Annotated in this window: 17 protein-coding genes; 6 read left to right on the top strand and 11 right to left on the bottom strand. The window is 62.2% G+C overall.

The window, feature by feature from the left end:
- Positions 1–52: 52 nt before the first annotated feature.
- Together BLT65_RS24950 and BLT65_RS24945 are read left to right on the top strand one after the other, a co-directional pair.
- Complete coding sequence (locus BLT65_RS24950; protein WP_091782169.1) at positions 53–646, top strand: DUF1007 family protein; 594 nt, start codon at positions 53–55, stop codon at positions 644–646.
- On the top strand, positions 640–1767 hold the full coding sequence (locus BLT65_RS24945; RefSeq protein WP_091782167.1) for a nickel/cobalt transporter: 1128 nt from the start codon (positions 640–642) through the stop codon (positions 1765–1767). The genes BLT65_RS24950 and BLT65_RS24945 overlap by 7 nt, the downstream gene beginning before the upstream one ends.
- Before the next feature lie 20 nt (positions 1768–1787).
- Here the strand turns inward: BLT65_RS24945 and BLT65_RS24940 are convergent, their stop codons facing one another.
- The 4 genes from BLT65_RS24940 to BLT65_RS24925 are packed head-to-tail and all read right to left on the bottom strand — an operon-like array spanning position 1788 to position 4736.
- On the bottom strand, positions 1788–2513 hold the full coding sequence (locus BLT65_RS24940; protein ID WP_042305587.1) for a GGDEF domain-containing protein: 726 nt from the start codon (positions 2511–2513) through the stop codon (positions 1788–1790).
- A gap of 1 nt (position 2514) precedes the next feature.
- Positions 2515–2910, bottom strand: a complete 396-nt coding sequence (locus tag BLT65_RS24935) for a DUF1987 domain-containing protein (protein ID WP_007578566.1) — start codon at positions 2908–2910, stop codon at positions 2515–2517.
- An 18-nt stretch (positions 2911–2928) separates the two neighbouring features.
- Positions 2929–3492, bottom strand: a complete 564-nt coding sequence (locus BLT65_RS24930) for a SiaB family protein kinase (RefSeq protein ID WP_091782165.1) — start codon at positions 3490–3492, stop codon at positions 2929–2931.
- Positions 3493–3494: 2 nt separating this feature from the next.
- Positions 3495–4736, bottom strand: coding sequence for a SpoIIE family protein phosphatase (locus BLT65_RS24925; RefSeq protein WP_341865834.1), 1242 nt, complete (start codon positions 4734–4736; stop codon positions 3495–3497).
- Between the two features lie 898 nt (positions 4737–5634).
- On the opposite strand from BLT65_RS24925, the gene BLT65_RS24920 reads away from it, so the two are divergent.
- On the top strand, positions 5635–8055 hold the full coding sequence (locus BLT65_RS24920; RefSeq protein ID WP_091782160.1) for a membrane-bound PQQ-dependent dehydrogenase, glucose/quinate/shikimate family: 2421 nt from the start codon (positions 5635–5637) through the stop codon (positions 8053–8055).
- 92 nt (positions 8056–8147) lie between these two features.
- Positions 8148–9191, top strand: coding sequence for a porin (locus BLT65_RS24915; RefSeq protein WP_091782157.1), 1044 nt, complete (start codon positions 8148–8150; stop codon positions 9189–9191).
- 10 nt (positions 9192–9201) lie between these two features.
- Here BLT65_RS24915 and BLT65_RS24910 read toward each other — a convergent pair whose 3' ends face one another.
- Positions 9202–9660, bottom strand: a complete 459-nt coding sequence (locus tag BLT65_RS24910; RefSeq protein WP_091782154.1) for a type II 3-dehydroquinate dehydratase — start codon at positions 9658–9660, stop codon at positions 9202–9204.
- A 16-nt stretch (positions 9661–9676) separates the two neighbouring features.
- Positions 9677–11044, bottom strand: a complete 1368-nt coding sequence (locus tag BLT65_RS24905) for an MFS transporter (protein ID WP_091782152.1) — start codon at positions 11042–11044, stop codon at positions 9677–9679.
- 209 nt (positions 11045–11253) lie between these two features.
- Between BLT65_RS24905 and BLT65_RS24900 the strand changes: the two genes are divergently transcribed.
- Positions 11254–12036, top strand: coding sequence for an IclR family transcriptional regulator (locus BLT65_RS24900; protein ID WP_007736279.1), 783 nt, complete (start codon positions 11254–11256; stop codon positions 12034–12036).
- Positions 12037–12847: 811 nt separating this feature from the next.
- On the opposite strand, the gene BLT65_RS24895 is transcribed toward BLT65_RS24900, so the two are convergent.
- Together BLT65_RS24895 and BLT65_RS24890 are read right to left on the bottom strand one after the other, a co-directional pair.
- Complete coding sequence (locus BLT65_RS24895) at positions 12848–13678, bottom strand: aldo/keto reductase (protein WP_091782149.1); 831 nt, start codon at positions 13676–13678, stop codon at positions 12848–12850.
- Positions 13679–13707: 29 nt separating this feature from the next.
- On the bottom strand, positions 13708–14547 hold the full coding sequence (locus BLT65_RS24890) for an amidohydrolase family protein (protein ID WP_091782146.1): 840 nt from the start codon (positions 14545–14547) through the stop codon (positions 13708–13710).
- Between the two features lie 152 nt (positions 14548–14699).
- Here BLT65_RS24890 and BLT65_RS24885 point away from each other — a divergent pair, with 152 nt between their 5' ends.
- The gene (locus BLT65_RS24885; RefSeq protein ID WP_091782143.1) at positions 14700–15596 is read left to right on the top strand and encodes a LysR family transcriptional regulator; all 897 of its coding nucleotides are present in this window, start codon (positions 14700–14702) and stop codon (positions 15594–15596) included.
- A gap of 9 nt (positions 15597–15605) precedes the next feature.
- On the opposite strand, the gene BLT65_RS24880 is transcribed toward BLT65_RS24885, so the two are convergent.
- Genes BLT65_RS24880 through BLT65_RS24870 form a run of 3 tightly spaced genes read right to left on the bottom strand, consistent with a single transcriptional unit; the run spans position 15606 to position 17120 of the window.
- Positions 15606–16022 (bottom strand): cupin domain-containing protein, encoded by a 417-nt coding sequence (locus BLT65_RS24880; RefSeq protein WP_042305601.1) that lies wholly within the window; start codon positions 16020–16022, stop codon positions 15606–15608.
- 33 nt (positions 16023–16055) lie between these two features.
- Entirely contained in the window at positions 16056–16811 is a 756-nt protein-coding gene (locus tag BLT65_RS24875; protein WP_091782140.1) for an SDR family oxidoreductase, read from the bottom strand.
- 60 nt (positions 16812–16871) lie between these two features.
- Positions 16872–17120: a hypothetical protein gene (locus tag BLT65_RS24870; RefSeq protein WP_081920795.1), complete on the bottom strand. Its 249-nt coding sequence runs from the start codon at positions 17118–17120 to the stop codon at positions 16872–16874.
- Positions 17121–17144: the final 24 nt, after the last annotated feature.

Genomic DNA, 17144 nt, shown 5'->3' with positions numbered 1-17144 from the left:
TAGTCCTTCGAGACATGCCGGCGTGTCATCGAAGAATTAACAATCAAAAGCGATGTTGAATCTTTCTGTCACCAGGCGGCTCATCGGCGTCGCCCTATTCGTTGCATCCGGGGTAGCTGCCGCGCATCCGCACGTATGGATACGGTTTTCGGCGCGCGTGCAGATGCAAGGCACGTCTGTGATCTCGATAGCGCAAACGTGGCGCTTTTCAGAAGGCTTTCCGGTTCAGCTCGTAGGCATCGATACCTTGCCCGACAACGGGCCGCTCGACGCGAAGCAGACCGCGATCTTCCGCGAACAGGCATTTTCATCGCTCGCGGGCGCTCAATACTTCAGCCATCTTTTTGTCGACGGCGAGGCGCAGCGTCTGGGGGACCCCGCAGGTTTTCGCGTATCGGTCGATCATGGCAAGCTCGTTTATACCTTCACACTGGCGCTGAAAAAACCGGTCGACGTGAATGCCCACAAGGTTTCGCTCGGCATCTGGGACGATTCGTTCTTCGTCGATTACGAACCGGACGGCGCAAACGCGGTGACGATAGAGGGACATGCCGCGTCCAGTTGCGCAGCGAAACCCTTTCAGGATCGCGCGCATCCGATCTTCAACGGCATCGTCGTGCCGCAAGCGACGGCGATATCATGCTGACCCTTGAACGCAGGCTACTGCATATCCTGATTGCAGTTTGCGTGGCAGTCATGGGTTTCATTCTCGCTGCGCCGTCACACGCTGCGTCACCCGCCGTCGATGTGTTCGGCCAACCAGTTCAATCGGCTTCGTCACCAGCGGACAGCGCGAGCCCATCGAGCGCGCCATCTGCCAGCGAGACCCACCACACGTTCGTGCTACCCGAGTTCGCGCGCACGGCGCTGGCGACATCGATCATCTGGCAAGGCAGACTCAACGCGCGCATCGCCGACGCCGCACAACAGTTGCATCGCGCGTCGACGCCCTGGACGTGGCTCGCGTTGATCGGCCTCGCGTTCGCCTACGGCGTGCTGCATGCGCTCGGGCCGGGCCACGGCAAGCTGGTCGCCGGCACCTGGCTCGGCTCGCGCGACACGCGCATCGCGCAGGCCGTCGCGCTGGCAAGCTGGAGCGCAGCCGTACAGGCGATGAGCGCGATCGTGCTCGTGTTCGGCGCGCTATGGTTCGCGAAGGCAGGCGTCTCGAGCGTGCTGTCGAACGCGGCATCGCTCGATATCGTCAGCTATGTTCTGCTTTGTGTCGCAGGCGGCTGGACGATCTACAACACGCTCGCGCGCCGTGACTGCTGCGTCGATCCCCGCGCGCTGAAGCTCGTACCCGCTGAGCGCAGTGCGGCACTGTCGCAGACGTCGGAGCACGAACCCGCTTACCTCGGCACGAAACTGCAATTGCACATGCGGCAATCCAGCAGCACAACGCGACTTGGGAAATCGAATTCTTCAGTGACGTCGCAGATCCTCGCGACCGGGTTTGCATCGGGCGTGCGGCCATGCGTCGGGTCGATCTTCGTACTGATCGCGTCGGTTGCGGCGCACGCGCCGTGGATAGGCATTGCGGCAACGTTTGCCATCGGCGCGGGCGTGGCAGTGACCGTCACGCTGTTCGGCCTGGGCGCAGTGGGCGCGAACCGGTTCATCATGGCGCGCAGTGTGCGCCTTCGCTCACGGTTTGAAGCAACAAAACGCGTTGTCGCCATCACGGGCGCACTCGTTATCGTGCTGTTCGGCGCCGTGCAGACTGTGCTGATTCTGACCGGCTACCTGCAACCTGCATTGACGTAGCAGAAGCGCTCGCCTTCGCTTTAAGGATTCGCGAATTCCACCCGGTTTCGCCCGCCGCGCTTGGCGCGATAGAGCGCAGCGTCCGCAAGGCCATACGCGGTGTCGAAACTGGTGCCCGCAGGGTTCGCACTGACGCCAAAGCTGGCCGTGATATGACGGTCCACAGGCGATGCAAAGACGTGTTTGCCGATCGCCTCGCGCATGTTCTCGGCTTGCCGCAACGCATCGTCCACTTCATACCCCGGAAGCAGCACGGTGAATTCTTCGCCGCCCACCCGTCCGATAAAGCCCCGCTCGCCCACGATTCGCCGCAGACAAGCGACGATACCCATGATGACGGCATCGCCTGCCGGATGGCCGAAATCGTCGTTGACCTGCTTGAACTCGTCGATGTCGAGAATGATCATGACCGCGCTGCCATGACGCAAGGCCTTCGATGCCCGCTCGATCACCGCGCTGCGATTGAAGACGCCCGTCAGCGCGTCGTGAGTCGCGCGATGCGCCAATTGCTGCGCAAGTGCCTGCATCTCGCGTTCGGCGCGATCGCTGCGGCCGATCAGGCGCCGCGTCTCGCGCATCAGGCGCTCGAAATGCCCAATGAGCTCGCCGAGCGACTGGCGATAATCACCCGCATCCGCAACAGCCGTCGCATGGATCGCGCGCGCCTTCTCAAGCGCCTCGTTCTCATTCTGGAACAGATCCGGCGCATCGTTTGCAGGCGCATCCAGAGAGGAAATCCGCGGCACCTTATTGTCCCTGGTGAGCGACGGGGCGATCGGTGAATTCGATCGCGTGGAAATCCGCCTTCAGTTCTTCGCCGAATTCGGCAATCGTTTCGTCTTCTTCGTCGCGATACCAGTTCATCAGCACGCGGCTGCCGGACTGCGCGGCTTCGTCCAGCGCATCGAACACGCTGAACAGCATCTTCGTGCTGGAGCTATTGAAGTAGGTGAGAACGACGTCGACAGTAATCACCGCGCCCACCGATTCCGCAAGGTACTGACGCAATTGTTCGATGATCGGCGCGTAGAACGCCGCTGCATTCTCGGGGTAAGACTCGCCCCTGAGCAACAGCGAATGCTGGTCGAATCGGAAGTCGACTTCCGGAGAGGTCGCCGTTGCGGCAATGTAGAGATTGTCCATAGCTCGTGCGCCTTTTACTCAGATGATGGCTTTAAGGCAAAACAGCGTGGTTCCGGGTTCGTCGGCACGCGGATGAAAAGCGAATTCAAGCGGCGCGCTTGCGTCGCGCGCCATCGTCAGGAAACCCAGACCCGCGCCCTTGCTTTCCTCGGGCGTGTCGGCTCTCAACGTGACCTTGTAGGCCTGCTTGATCTCTTCAACCGACATGCTGCGCAGCGGTTCCAGCTTGTTGCGCAAACCCTCGACATCTTCCGCCGCGATGGGATTGACACACATCATCAGATGGCTTTCGCCGTCGGTGGTGATGCACACCGCGCCTTCGCGAATGGACCCGCCGCCGTCGTTGCCGGGCTGCAGGGAATCGGACGAATAGTGGACGATGTTCTGCGACAGTTCGACGAACGATGAGAACAGCTTGCGGCGCGTTGGCCCGCTCACGCCCGCGATTTCCAGTTGCAGCTTCACGACCTCGCCCATGGCGGCCACGATGTTATGAGAGAAATAGCCCTTGTGATAGAAGAGGACGTTTCGCCGCTGCGCCAGATCGAAAAAGGCGCTGTCTTGATCGAGTAGTTGAGACATGCTTATTGGTCGGTAATACGGGCACAAAACAGGGTGAGGTCATCGCGGCGTGGTTGCGCGCCTTGCCAGTCGGCGAGCGCGTGCCGCAGTTTTTCGCAGATTGCCGACGGTGCTTCGGCACGGTTCGCGAGAATCAGGTCCAACGCGCGGCGGCGTCCGAAGGCGATATTTTTCGGGCCGCCAATCTGGTCGATAAGGCCGTCCGTGCAAATGAAAAGCAGGCTACCCGGCGGCACTGAAATCTTGCGCAACTTCCATTCATAATCGGCAAGACTGTCGACATAGCCCACACCCATCCGGTCGCCCGCGATCGTCTCGAAGTGGTCGGCTTCCGGCGTGAGAATATGTAGCGCGATCCTCGCGCCCGCGAAATGCAGTTCGCTTTCCCGTGCATCGAACCAGAAGAAGGCGGCGTCGAGGCCGTCATCCGATTGCGACACTTCGCCTGCGCTGTGTACCTGGCCCAGCAAGCTCTTCACGTTGCGGTTGACTGCCGCGAGCAAGGCAGCAGGGTCGCGCGGTCCGATCTGTTCGAGCGCCTGCGACAACGACGCCGATGCGAGCAGCGTCATGAATGCGCCCGGCACGCCGTGACCGGTGCAGTCGGCGGTGGCACCGAACCAGCCGTGTGGGAACGCGGCGAAATGATAGAAGTCGCCGCCAACGACATCGCGCGGTTCCCATACGAGCGCGGCACCGGGGAGCCTTGCGGCGAGCGTGTCTCTCGACGCGCGCAGCATCGCGCGCTGAATCACGCTCGCGTATTCGATGCTCTGCATGATCTGGCGGTTTCTTTCCGCCTGCATTTCGGCCACTGCGCCCAGAAGCTGGAGTCCGCTTCCCAAGCCTGCGAAGTAGCCGTCCCGCGTCACGATGAAACCGTCCACCAGCGCTTTTTCACCGACTTCCACTGTCTTGAAGGTGAGCGCTTCGATGCTCATGTCGGCGTCGACGACGAGCGGTTCCTTGTCCATGAACGCGATGCAACTCTTCTTGTCGTATAGCTCGCGGTGGAAAGGCTTGCTCATTTGCGACAGGAAGATATCGCGATTGATCAGCCCGATGGGACGATTACCTTCGATCACGGCGAGACTCTTCATGTCGTGACGCGAAGAGAAGATCTCCATTACCACCGAGTTCGGATCTTCTGCGTCGACGGAAGGAACCTGCTGACACAGGTCGCCGGCAGAGTGAGGTTCTCCCTGTGCGGACGGACGGCGTAACCGTGAAAACGCGGGATGCATGGCGAGGCGAGCCAGTCGATGAAGGAACCCCGCACGCTAATATTTCTCTGTGTACTTTGCGTGACAGTGAGTCGTTTCTTTAGACAATTATTAGAAAATTTGCTCGCCTTCTCTATTCGATTTTCAAATTGAAATTGGAAAAGATCTATTCTTTAGTGATATTCGCTGCAATACGTGTATGTGCAAACGTTTGCCATCCGGAGTAATGCGAAACCACTTGATTTGACGGACCTTTGCGCGAAATCTTCGGCGTTGCCATAACTCCCGCTACGTTCACCAGAAAATAGCTGGCCCAGGAAAGCGTATCGCTTATTCACCGCTTTTAATCGACCGCAAACGATTGCCTGACGTTAAGTCTACGTAAATTGGCTTATTGAAAGCAGAAGATTATGGTCCTGACGTAACGCAAGTCAGAAGCGGTCAATTTCAGCAAGCGCCGCTCGTCAACACAGCATCACCCGAGCGATCGTCACAACCCACTTCTCCCCGCCGCGTCGAAACTCGAAGGGGCCGGCGGTTCGGCGGGTGATGCAGCCTCGGTTTGGGTGTCCGCGCGTTTTGCGTTAAAATGTACGAACTAGTTAGTCCTATGCAAATCAGCGCCGTATTTTTGGGCGCATTTGCCCACATCGCATTTGTCGCGCCTAGCCATCGCCCGGCGCGCGATACAGCGATGCCCACGGCTCAGTGCGAACAGCGCTTCGCGCTGTTCGAAGCGCATGCCGAAGCGCGCTGAGCTGGCCGTTCGTCACCGCGCAAGCCCCGACTGAACGGCCGCCCGAGCCAATCCATCACGATGGAAGCGATCGCGCGTCGACCTCGCGGCCGGCTGTACGCGAATGCCCGGCCCCGTAGCGCTTCGCATGCCCCAACTTTTGCGTACCCATGAAGACAAGCAATGTCCAAGCAACCTCAAACTAAGCCACTATCGACGACGGCCCGCGTCGGTCTGACGCTCGCCGGCGCGCTCGGCCTGCTGCTCGGCCTGTACTTCGCGATCGGCGGCGCGCTGCTCGTCGCGCGCGGCGGCACCTGGTATTACCTGCTGATGGGCCTCGCCGTCTGCGCGACGGGCATCCAGCTTGCGCGACGCAAATCGAGCGCGTGTGTGATCTTCGCGCTCGTGATCGTTGCGACCGTGCTGTGGGCGATCTGGGAAAGCGGATTCGACTTCTGGCCGCTGCAGGCCCGCATCTTCATGTTCACGATGATCGGCATGCTGCTCGCGCCCGTGTATCCCGCGCTGCGCTGCTTCCAGGGCAAGCGCCCGGCGAAGGGCGCCGCGTGGACGGCGGGCCTCGTGCTGCTCGCGTGCAATGCGCTGTTCGTGTACGGCATGTTCGTGCCGCACGGCACATTCGGCACCGAGACCAACGCGATCAATGCGAAGGGCGATGCCGGCACGGGCGACTGGTCCGCATACGGCCACTCAGCGGGCGGTGACCGCTTCGCGGGCGCCACGCAGATCGATCGCAACAACGTGAAGAACCTGCAGGTCGCGTGGACCTTTCACACGGGCGACGTGCCCGTCAGCCCTGGGGGCGGCGGCGCGGAAGATCAGGAAACGCCGCTGCAGATCGGCGACACGCTGTTCCTGTGCTCGCCGCACAACACGGTGATCGCGCTCGACGCTGCGAACGGCCGCGAGAAATGGCGCTATGAATTCCCGACCAAGACGACTGTCTGGGTGCGCTGCCGCGGCCTCGCGTATTTCGACGCGACGAAACCCGTGCAGCAGCCGAGCATCGCCGGTTCGACGCCTGTCACACCCCTTGCACTGCCGGACGAGCACGCCGCCTGCCGTCGCCGCATCTACATGAACACGATCGACGCGCAGCTCGTCGCGCTCGATGCCGACACGGGCAAGCTGTGCGACGACTTCGGCAATCACGGCGTGATCGATCTCAAGGCCGGCCTCGGCCACGCGGCGAGCCCGCTGTACGAACTGACGTCGCCGCCAACCGTCGCAGGCACGACCGTCGTGGTCGGCGGACGTGTCGCGGATAACGTGTCGCTCGACATGCCCGGCGGCGTGGTGCGCGGCTTCGACGTGATCACGGGCGCGATGAAGTGGGCGTTCGATCCGGGCAACCCGCAGGACAAACAGGCGCCCGCGCCCGGCAAGACCTTCGTGCGCTCGACGCCGAACGTATGGGCGCCGATGTCGTACGACGCCACGTCGAACACGGTGTACATGCCCGTCGGCAGCGCGGCGATCGACCTGTGGGGCGTGAAGCGCACCAAGCTCGACGAATCCTACGGCGCCTCGATTCTCGCGCTCGACGCGACGACGGGCGCCGAGAAGTGGCACTTCCAGACCGTTCATCACGATCTGTGGGACTACGACGTTCCCATGCAGCCGACGCTCGTCGATTTCCCCGTCGACGGCAAGACGGTGCCGGCGCTGATCGTCGGCACGAAGATGGGTCAGCTGTTCGTGCTCGATCGTCTGACGGGCAAGCCGCTGACGAAGGTGATCGAACAGCCCGTCAAGTCCGCGACGATTCCGGGCGAGCCTTATGCGAAGACCCAGCCGTTGTCGGTCGGCATGCCGCAAATCGGCGCCGATGTGCTGAAGGGCGCCGACATGTGGGGCATGACGCCCGTCGACCAGATGATGTGCCGCATCATCTTCCACGGCATGCGCTACGACGGCCTGTTCACCGCGCCGGACACGGACACGTCGCTGAGCTTCCCCGGTTCGCTCGGCGGAATGAACTGGGGCGGGCTATCGTACGACCCGAATGCGGGCATGATCTTCGTGAACGACATGCGCCTCGGGCTGTGGGTTCATCTCGTCAAGGAAGAGCGCAAGGGCGGCACGTCGAATGGCAACGAAGCAGTGAACGCAGGCATGGGCGCGGTGCCGCTCGGCGGCACGCCGTATTCGGTGACGAAAGACCGCTTCTTCTCGCCGCTCGGCATTCCGTGTCAGAAACCGCCGTTCGGCAGCCTGACGGCGATCGATCTGAAAACGCGCAGCATCGCGTGGCAAGTGCCGCTCGGCACCGTGCGCGACACGCGTCTGTGGGGCGTGCAGATGCACATGCCCACGCCGATTGGCATGCCGACGATCGGCGGTTCGCTCAGCACGGGCGGCGGCCTCGTATTCTTCGCGGCGACGCAAGACTACTACCTGCGCGCGTTCGATAGCTCGACGGGCAAGGAAGTGTGGAAGGCACGGCTCCCCGTGGGCAGCCAGGGCACGCCGATGAGCTACGTGCTCAACGGCAAGCAATACATCGTGATCTCGGCGGGCGGCGCGCGCCAGTCGCCAGATCGCGGCGACTACGTGATCGCCTACGCGCTGCCGCAATAACGCGTGCAGTGCGAGCCTGATGCGCGCGCATTCGCTGTGCGCATCGGGCGGTCGCCATCGTGCCAGTCGCGCACAGACTCACCTCCTCCCTCATGAAACGTTTATTACTTGCGTCGCCTGCTATGCGACGCACGTCCATTGCATTCGCCGTGTTCGCCGCGCACGTCGCAAGCGCGCACGCGCAGGCGTCCGTCACACTCTACGGCGCGCTCGATACCAGCATCGAAATCACCAACCCGGGCGCGGGCTACGTCGCGCGCATGGATTCCGGCGCGTATCGCGGTTCGCGCGTGGGGCTGCGCGGCGCGGAAGATATCGGCAACGGCGTCCAGATTCTGTTCGACCTGGAGAATGGATTTAGCTCAGGTAACGGCTCGCTCGCTGTCGCGAATACGATCTTCAATCGCCAGGCGTGGATCGGCGCGGCGACGCCGTATGGCACCGTGCGCGTCGGCCGCCAGTATTCGCCGATCTACATCCCGTTCAAGGGACAACTCGACGCGTTCGGCGCAGGCACGATCGCCTCGGGCCTGAACAATCTGTCGAAGATCACGCCGTACGCGAGCAACGCGATCACGTATCTGTCACCCGAATTCCACGGTTTCTCGACGACATTCATGGCGATGGTGCGCGACCCCGCCGACGGCGACGGCAACGGTCTCGCCGGACATATCGAGACCTTCGCGTGGCGCAACGGCCCGTTGCGGGTTTCCTATGCGCATCAACAGACGCATGGCGACGGCGCGCTGCGGGCCAATCTTGGCGGCATGTCGTACGCGTATGGCGCACTGACCGGTTTCGTCTCGTTCTTCAACGGCGATGGCGGCACGCCGCGTTATCACAACGACGGCGTATCGGTGTCGGCGCGCTACGCAGTCAATGCACGTTTTCGCGCGTCGCTCGGCTACGCGTATCTGCGCGACCGCTCGGGCGGCGACAATAACGCCGACCAGTTCAGCGCCGCCTGTGAATACGACTTGTCGAAACGCGTGCTCCTCTATGCGAGCGCGGGCTGGTTGAGAAATCGCGGACAGGGCGAATTCACGCTCAAGGGCGTGAACGTCACGGGCCTCGCACCGTCGTGGCCAGGCGCGACAGTGCGAGGCGTGCAGTTGGGGATGATCGACCGCTTCTAGGCTGACTGTTTCATCGCGCTGTAGCAGCCTGCTGCGAAAGACTGCTCGCGACAGCCCGCATCGCGAGCAGATAGCCCTCCGGGCCCAGACCGCAGATCACGCCGCGCGCCGCCAGCGAAATCAGCGAATGCCGGTATTGCTCGTCACGCTGATGAATATTCGTGATGTGTACTTCGATCACCGGCTGACGGATCAGCTTGACGGCATCCAGCACGGGAATCGACGCGAACGAAAAGCCGGCGGGATTGATGATGACAGCCGCGTCCGCTTCGAACGCTTCCTGCAGCCAGTCGACCATCACGCCTTCGTGATTGGTCTGGCGAAACTCGCAGCGCATGCCGAGTTCCTCCGCGAGTGCCTCCGTTCTTTCCTTGATCTGCGCGAGCGTCGTCGTGCCGTACAGATGCGGCTCGCGTTTGCCGAGCATGTTGAGGTTCGAACCGTTCAACACATAAACCGTTGGTTTCATCTTGCTTGCCTGCGTTTCAATGGGAATGGGATTGCATCGAGCCGTGCGTGGAAGCGCCCAGCACTTCCGCTTTGGAATCGGCCCGGTTCATATCGATGCCGAGCGTTTCGGGTGCAGTCAGAATCGCGATGAGCGAGATCACGTTGAACGCCACGCATACGGCCACCACGCCCCACGGCGAGCCGTTGCACACTGAGAACAGCCACACGGCGAGCACGGGCATCGGGCCGCCGGCGACGAGATTGGCGCCCGTGTACGCGAGCGCGGAGCCCGAATAGCGCACGTTGGTCGGAAAGGCTTCTGCGAAAGCAACCGGCTGAATGCCGCTCTGGAATTGCGTGAAGCCGAGAAAGAAGCCCATTGCAAGCAGCATCGGCAGGAAGCTCTTCGTGTCGAGAATCTGGAAATAGAAGAAGAGCATGGCGAGCGTCATGCATGATCCGAGCGCCAGCGCCTTGCGTCGTCCGATGCGATCGCTCAGCATGCCGCCCGCAAGCGCGCCGGCGATCGCGCAGACATTCGCGCCCATCAGCAGCAGAAAGCCGGTTTGTTTCGGCACGCCGAGTGTCTTCGTCACATAGCTGAGCGAGAACACCACGATCAGATAGAAGATCGCCGCCGGGCCGCAGAAGAACAGCATCCAGCGCAACACCGTGCGCCAGTGCAGACGCAGCGCATCGCGCAACGGACTGCCCACTTCCACGACTTCCGTCTTGCGCAGCGCTTCGAACGCGGGCGTCTCGCTGACCCGCAGACGGATATACACGCCGACGATCACGAGAATGAAGCTCATCACGAACGGAATGCGCCAGCCGTAGCTGTCGAATGCTGCAGTCGACATCGTCGACGACAGCGCGAGCAACACGCCGTTCGCCATGATCTGGCTAAGCGGCGAGCACAAACCGAGCAGGCCCGAGTATTTGCCGCGCCGGTCGGCGCTCGCATGTTCGATCGCCATCAGTTGCGCGCCCGTCGATTCGCCACCCAGCGCAAAGCCCTGCAAGATGCGCAGCAACACGAGCAGCAACGGCGCCCACACGCCGATGCTCGCGTAGGTTGGCAGCAGGCCCATCAGCATCGACGACAGGCCCATCACCGACACCGTCGCGAGCATCAGGTTGCGGCGGCCGAGCTTGTCGCCCAGATGCCCGCAGATGATGGCGCCCAGCGGCCGCGCCGCGAGGCCGACGCCGAACGTTGCCAGCGAAGCCAGCAACGCGGAGGTCGAATCCATCGCGGGAAAGAACAGCTTGGGCAGCACGGTCGCGGCCAGTGCGCCGTACAACGTGAAGTCGAACCATTCGAGCGCGGTGCCGATGGCGGCCGCCGTGACGGCACGGGTGCGCATCGCCTGTTGCGCGGGTAGATGCGATGGGTTGTTCATGGTGTCTCCTCTCCAAACCTTTGTCGTTTCGGCGGCATATGCCGCGTGCTCTTTTCTTCGCTCGCGCCGTTGCCGCCGTTGCAGTCACGCATGGCGTCGCGAGTTGTTGCACAGATTAACAGCGCGGCTGGGACGTCATTCCAGGGTGGAATTTCATCCCGCATCGTGCAATCATCGCGAGAAATTCATGCAAACAGGAGACACGTACGATGCCCGGCGTGACCGAACGGACCATGGCCGTCCTTGAATTTCTGGCTACGCAAATGGAGGGAACACCGCTCGCGCTGATCTCGGACCAGTTGGAGATTCCGCGCAGCGCCTGCCACCGGCTACTGGTCGATCTGAAGCAATGCGGTTATGTGCGGCAGCTTCGGGAGCACGGCGACTACGTGCTGACGACGAAGATGGTCGGCCTGGGACTCAGCTATCTGGCGACTTCAGGCATCGTCGATATTGCGCAGACCATGTTGGACCGGCTGGCGGAGGGATCGGGCGAACTGGTGCGGCTCGCCATTGTCGACGGAGACAGGCTGACGTGGGTGGCGAAATCGCAAGGTGCGCTGAAGGGTCTGCGCTACGACCCGGATATGGGCATGGATACGATCCTGTCGTGCAGCGCGACAGGTCACGCGTGGATGATGACGATGACCGACGAGCGCGCGCTCGAACTCGTCACGCGGCAGGGTTTCGGCTCGCCGAAGCAATATGGGCCTAAGGCGCCCACTACGATTGGCGCATTGCTGAAGTTTGTTCATGCCGCCCGGGAGCGCGGGTATGCAACGATCAACGAAGTCTTCGCGCCGGGGATGACGGCGATGGCGGCGCCCGTGCAGCGGCGTGGCTATCCGGCTATTGGTGTGATCAGCATTGCGGGGCCGCTCGTGCGGCTCACGGAAAAGCGCATGGAGACGCTTGGGCCGACGCTGGTTGCTGCTGCTAGTGAACTCGCGGCGGCGAGTCTTGCTTCACCGTTGTTTGCGCGCGTGCGATAGCGGTGCTGCCTGCGCGGCGCGGGCGGTTTGGTTTTGGTTTGCTGGTGCTTTGCGCTGGCATCCGGGATGCGGTGTTTGCTGCGCAGGCCTTTGTGTTGTGCGTTTGCCTTTTGCGCTGGCATCCGCGTTTTGTTAGCGTGCTTCACGCGTCGCCCCTGTGCGGGGCGGCACCTACTTTTCTTTGCCGCCGCAAAGAAAAGTAGGCAAAAGAAAGCGGCTAACACCGCCAATCCTTGTTCCTGCCTGAGGGCCCCCACAGGGTCTTACGCTTCACACGGCAGCCTTTCTGTTTGCGTGCGTTACCAACGCTTCGAATGAACGCCTCACCCGCTTCGAATACCCGTACTCGGGCCAGCGGCAGCGACTGGTATGTGCCGCCCAGGTGGCAAACTGTGTGTAGGTTGTCGCGCCGTATAGCTTGGCGCTCTTACAGGGTGGAACGCGTGCGCTATCGGTCCGGAGTGATGCGTGTGCGGTACTACGGCCTACACACAGTTTGCCACCTGGGCGGCGGTGGACTATCTGGCAAGGCATGCTGAAACGCGGGTGTGTGAAGCGGGTGAGGCGCACCGCAAGAGCGCTGGCAACGAACGCGGGTCACGTGGTTGCCGTGTGAAGCGTAAGACCCTTTGGGGGCCCTCAGGCAAACACAAGCGCTGGCGGTGTGAGCCGCTTTCTTTTGCCTACTTTTCTTTGCGGCGGCAAAGAAAAGTAGGTGCCGCCCCGCACAGGGGCGACGCGTGAAGCACGCTAACAAATCGCGGATGCCAGCGCAAACACAAGCAAACCAAACCGCTTGCGCAGCAAAGAATCACACCACCTCATCCCACTGCGGCGCAAAGACAGGACTCACAAGCCGCTCACCCTTCGGCAACGCCGCAATAACCGCACGGTCTTCATCGTCAAGTCGCACATCAAGCGACGCCAAGTTCGACATCTGATTCGCCGCACCACTCGCCTTCGGCACAGCAGCAACATTCGACTGCTCAAGCAGCCAGGCCAGAGCGACCTGCGTCGGCAGCACGCCATGCTTGCGCGCAATATCAACAATCGCAGGAATCTCCGACACACGATTACGCACAAGCGGGCTATACGCCGTCAGCGCCATCTCATGCAGCCGCGCGAAATCCAGCAGCTTCGACTGACCAAGCGTCACGTGATACTCGACCTGTATCGCCGCGAGCGGCGCACCGATCGTCTCGACCGCCTCACGCAACAGCGGCAACGGGAAGTTAGCAACACCGATCGCCCGCGCAAGCCCGCGCTCCTTCAGCGCGACGAGCGCATCAATCGAGCGGCGCAAGTCCATGTCCTGCGTGGGCCAGTGAATCAGAAACAGATCCACGTACTCGCTACGCAAATCGCGCAACGAGCGCTCGCACGACGCGCGCAGCGCCTGCGGCTCGAGCTGATCCCACCAGACCTTGCTGGTCACGTGAATCTGCTCCCGCGGCACCGGCGACGCAGCGAGCGCGGCACCGACGGCATCCTCATTCTGATAGCCCGCTGCCGTGTCGATATGCCGATAGCCGAGTTCCAGAGCCTGAACGACCGCGCGCGTGCAGTCTTCGCCGAGCATCGGCCAGGTGCCGAGGCCGAGCTTCGGCATGTCGAGGCCGTGTCGATTGACGATGTGTTCCAAGCGTTGTTTCTCCATCATTGATATGGGTGTCAAGATCGTTGAGCGTCGAAACCGAAAAGCCGTCGCGGAGTTTCCCACTGAATCTGATGCCGGGTTTCCGCGTCGGGAACGATCTGCTCGAACAGCGTCAGCAGCGGCCCATAGTCGAGCCGCTCCGGCGCGCGCAGGAACGGCCAGTCAGAACCCCACATGCAGCGTTGCGGGCCGAAGGCGCCAAGCAGCGCGTGCGCGTAAGGCCATGCGTCCTCATACGGATACGCGTTACGCGAGTACTTTTGCCAGCCGGACAGCTTGACGCTCGCGCGCGCGGAATCCGCGAGCCGCAGCAGCGCCTGGAAGCCTGGCTGAGCGATGCCCGCGTCGATATCGGGCCGTCCGCCGTGGTCGATCAGAAGTTGCGCTTGCTGCTGCGCGAGCCACGGCGCCAGCTCGACCATTTGATCGCCGCACACCTGGATCTGCGCAAACATCCCGAGATCGGCCAGCAGCGCAAACAGCGCACCTGCATCGCGTACGAGTTGGACGCCTTCCATCGCCGGATTGAATGCGACGCCAACCACGCCCGCGCGACGCAGCGCGACAAGCTCGCCTCGGCCGATATCGTTATCGACCACCGCGATGCCGCGAAAGCGTTCTTCGTAAGTCCCCAATGCATCGACCAGGCAACGGTTGTCGGTCCGGTAGCCGCTCGTCGGGCCGACCAGCAACGCATGCCGCACGCCGTATGCGTCCATCACGCGAACGAACTGCGCGGCCGTGCCGATCTCCTGCTGTGCAGGCCGATACGCGGTGTCGTCCCGGTACGGAAAACGAACGGGATCGAAGATATGGCAGTGGCAGTCGATCTTGTCTTCGTCGAATACGCTCATCTCAGGTTCCCCATGCAGGCCGTCGTGTTCGCTGCGCGCAGCAGCGCAAATCGCGGCACGGCAATACTAGTGGGTTGCCGTACCGCTGTCGTATGCCGTGTTTAGGCTACCCTATAACCTTTGGTTAATCTCTGCACGGATACGGAACAACGATGCGTTTCAAGCTGCGACAGATGGAAGTGTTCCGCGCGGTGATGCTGACGGGCTCGATCAACGCGGCCGCGAAGATGCTGTACGTCTCGCAGCCCGCCGTCAGCAAGCTGGTCGCGCATACGGAGACGACGCTCGGACTGCGGCTCTTCGAGCGCGCAAAGGGCCGGCTGATTCCGACGGCCGAAGCGCAGGCGCTGTATCGCGAGGTCGAGCAGGTCTATCAATCGGCGCTGCGTGTCGACGAATTCGCGCGGGCGCTCGCGCTTGGCCCGGCCAGCCTGCTGCGCGTCGCGTGCAGCCCGTCGCTTGCGCCTGGCGTGGTCGCGCCCGCCATCGTCGAACTGAAGCGGCAGTTGCCGGGGCTCAGCGTCGACTGGCATACCACGCTGATGGCCGACTTGCCGCTCGAAGTGTTGAGCAAAACCGTCGACGTCGCAATCACGTCGCTGCCAATCGAGCATGAGCATCTGGAGGCCGTGCCGTTCATGCGCGGGCGAATGGTGTGCGCGTTGCCGCCGGGCCATCCGCTCGCCGAGCGCGAGCGGATCGCGCTCGCGGACCTGGAGCAAGAGCCGATGATTCTTTTCCGGCGCGACATCCCGTTCGGCACGATCATCGTGCGCGCATGCCAGCAGGCCAATGTCGAACTGACATCGGTGGTCGACGTCACGCGCGCCGATCAGGCGCTCGCACTCGTGCGCGGCGGACTAGGACTGGCGATCGTCGACGAGTTCGCGGCGGGGGATTTCGACTGCATCGTGCGTCCGCTCGTCGAGGATCTGGAGATGGTATCGACGTTCGTCTATTCGAAGTTCTCCCCACCGTCGCGCAGCGCGACCGTGCTGATGCAGGCCGTCTGCCGACGTGCAGACGAACTCGGCAGACGAACCCGTTGAGCCTTGAGCTCAATTCCCGAATGGCGTCGTCAGTTCGGTCTCGTTCGTATCCACCACGAAGACGGCAAGGAGCTTCGCCGGCTTCGTCTTGCTCGCATTCGCGCTGACGCCGTGGCGGTCGCCGGGCAGTTCAGAAAAATTCTGCCCGGCCTTGTAGACCGTCACAGGTCCGTCATTGACCTGACTGCGGATCGCACCCTCGAGCACGGTCGCATAGATGAACGCGGACTTCGCGTGCGTATGACCGGCCGAATAGCCCCCCGGACCATACTCGACCAGCACGCCCTTGATGCTCTTGCCCGGAACGTTCGGCAGTTCGTGCTGATAGACGAGCGTCACCTTGGCGCTCTTTTCTTTTGGTGCCTGCGCAAGCACGCTGCCGAACGGCAAGCTCGCGATGAGTAGCGAACAGAGGATGCGTTTCATGTCACACCTGTTGTTAGTTAGAAGGATGCGCAATCAGGCCTTGCTCTGCGAGCGGCGAAACCATTCGTCGAAACCGATCTTGCCAAGGCGCGCTTCGCCGAGCGGCACAAGCGAAAGATCTCCGACCAGGCCGCCGAAGTAACGGGCCTCAGGGTCGCGCACGACTTCGCGCGGATCGCCGGCCGCTTTCAGATAGCGGGCGATGATTTCGTCGAACGGCGCGCGTTCGGGTCCGGCAATATCGATGATGCCGTTGCGCGGCGCGGCAAGCGCGACATCGGCGACGATCGCGGCGACGTCATCGGCCGCGATGGGCTGGAACATGCCAGGCGAGAGCCGGACCGCGTTGTCTTGCATGCCTGAATCGGCGATGCCGCCAAGGAATTCGAAGAACTGCGTCGAGCGGACGATCGTGTAGGGAATGCCGGAAGACTCAACCAGCTTCTCCTGCGCGACCTTCGCGCGAAAGTAGCCGTTCTCGGGCGTGCGATCGGTTCCGACGATGGACAGCGCGACATGGTGCCGGACGCCCGCCTCCGCCTCGGCCGTGCGAAGGTTGCGGGCGGAGGTTTCGAAAAATGCCAGCACCGCCTTGTCTTCGAACGAGGGCGAATTGGACAGGTCGATGACCACCTGCGCGCCCGTCAGGCACGCTTTGAGCCCTTCGCCCGTGATGGTGTTGACGCCGCTTCTGGGCGAAGCGGCGACCACATCGTGATCAGCCTGACGCAGGATAGCGGCCGTCTTCGTGCCGATCAGGCCCGTGCCGCCAATGATAACGATCTTCATGAGTCACCCTCCATCGTCGATCGTTGCAGAACTTTCAACCGTTCAAACGCAACCGCTCGTTCAGTGGCCCGAATTCGGGTTGCACCGGGCCATATGGCCGCAACTGGCGGGCAGTGTCCATGCCGGGTGGGCTGCATTGCCCATCGCCATGGTGGTTCCGGATACGCCGCCGTACTCGGTGGTGCCGGGCGTGGACGTGGTTGGGGCCGGTTGCGCATTCTGTTGGGCCGGCGTGCCCTGAGCATGTGCCACGCTCGTCAGAGAGAGCGCAACAGTACACGCTGCCGAAAGGATGATTCGTGTGTTCATGATTTGACTCCTTCAATACGACAG

It is taken from the genome of Paraburkholderia steynii, from assembly GCF_900100565.1.
GTDB classification, from domain to species: Bacteria; Pseudomonadota; Gammaproteobacteria; order Burkholderiales; family Burkholderiaceae; genus Paraburkholderia; species Paraburkholderia terrae.
This window is presented reverse-complemented; position numbering and strand designations above follow the sequence as displayed.

Coding starts and splice junctions, on each gene's coding strand:
- BLT65_RS24910 (WP_091782154.1), bottom strand. CDS start 9,660: ATGAAACCAACGGTTTATGTGTTGAACGGTTCGAACCTCAACATGCTC.
- BLT65_RS24925 (WP_341865834.1), bottom strand. CDS start 4,736: ATGCATCCCGCGTTTTCACGGTTACGCCGTCCGTCCGCACAGGGAGAA.
- BLT65_RS24935 (WP_007578566.1), bottom strand. CDS start 2,910: ATGGACAATCTCTACATTGCCGCAACGGCGACCTCTCCGGAAGTCGAC.
- BLT65_RS24875 (WP_091782140.1), bottom strand. CDS start 16,811: ATGAAGATCGTTATCATTGGCGGCACGGGCCTGATCGGCACGAAGACG.
- BLT65_RS24945 (WP_091782167.1), top strand. CDS start 640: ATGCTGACCCTTGAACGCAGGCTACTGCATATCCTGATTGCAGTTTGC.
- BLT65_RS24900 (WP_007736279.1), top strand. CDS start 11,254: ATGCCCGGCGTGACCGAACGGACCATGGCCGTCCTTGAATTTCTGGCT.
- BLT65_RS24880 (WP_042305601.1), bottom strand. CDS start 16,022: ATGAAACGCATCCTCTGTTCGCTACTCATCGCGAGCTTGCCGTTCGGC.
- BLT65_RS24950 (WP_091782169.1), top strand. CDS start 53: ATGTTGAATCTTTCTGTCACCAGGCGGCTCATCGGCGTCGCCCTATTC.
- BLT65_RS24885 (WP_091782143.1), top strand. CDS start 14,700: ATGCGTTTCAAGCTGCGACAGATGGAAGTGTTCCGCGCGGTGATGCTG.
- BLT65_RS24870 (WP_081920795.1), bottom strand. CDS start 17,120: ATGAACACACGAATCATCCTTTCGGCAGCGTGTACTGTTGCGCTCTCT.
- BLT65_RS24930 (WP_091782165.1), bottom strand. CDS start 3,492: ATGTCTCAACTACTCGATCAAGACAGCGCCTTTTTCGATCTGGCGCAG.
- BLT65_RS24920 (WP_091782160.1), top strand. CDS start 5,635: ATGTCCAAGCAACCTCAAACTAAGCCACTATCGACGACGGCCCGCGTC.
- BLT65_RS24915 (WP_091782157.1), top strand. CDS start 8,148: ATGAAACGTTTATTACTTGCGTCGCCTGCTATGCGACGCACGTCCATT.
- BLT65_RS24890 (WP_091782146.1), bottom strand. CDS start 14,547: ATGAGCGTATTCGACGAAGACAAGATCGACTGCCACTGCCATATCTTC.
- BLT65_RS24905 (WP_091782152.1), bottom strand. CDS start 11,044: ATGAACAACCCATCGCATCTACCCGCGCAACAGGCGATGCGCACCCGT.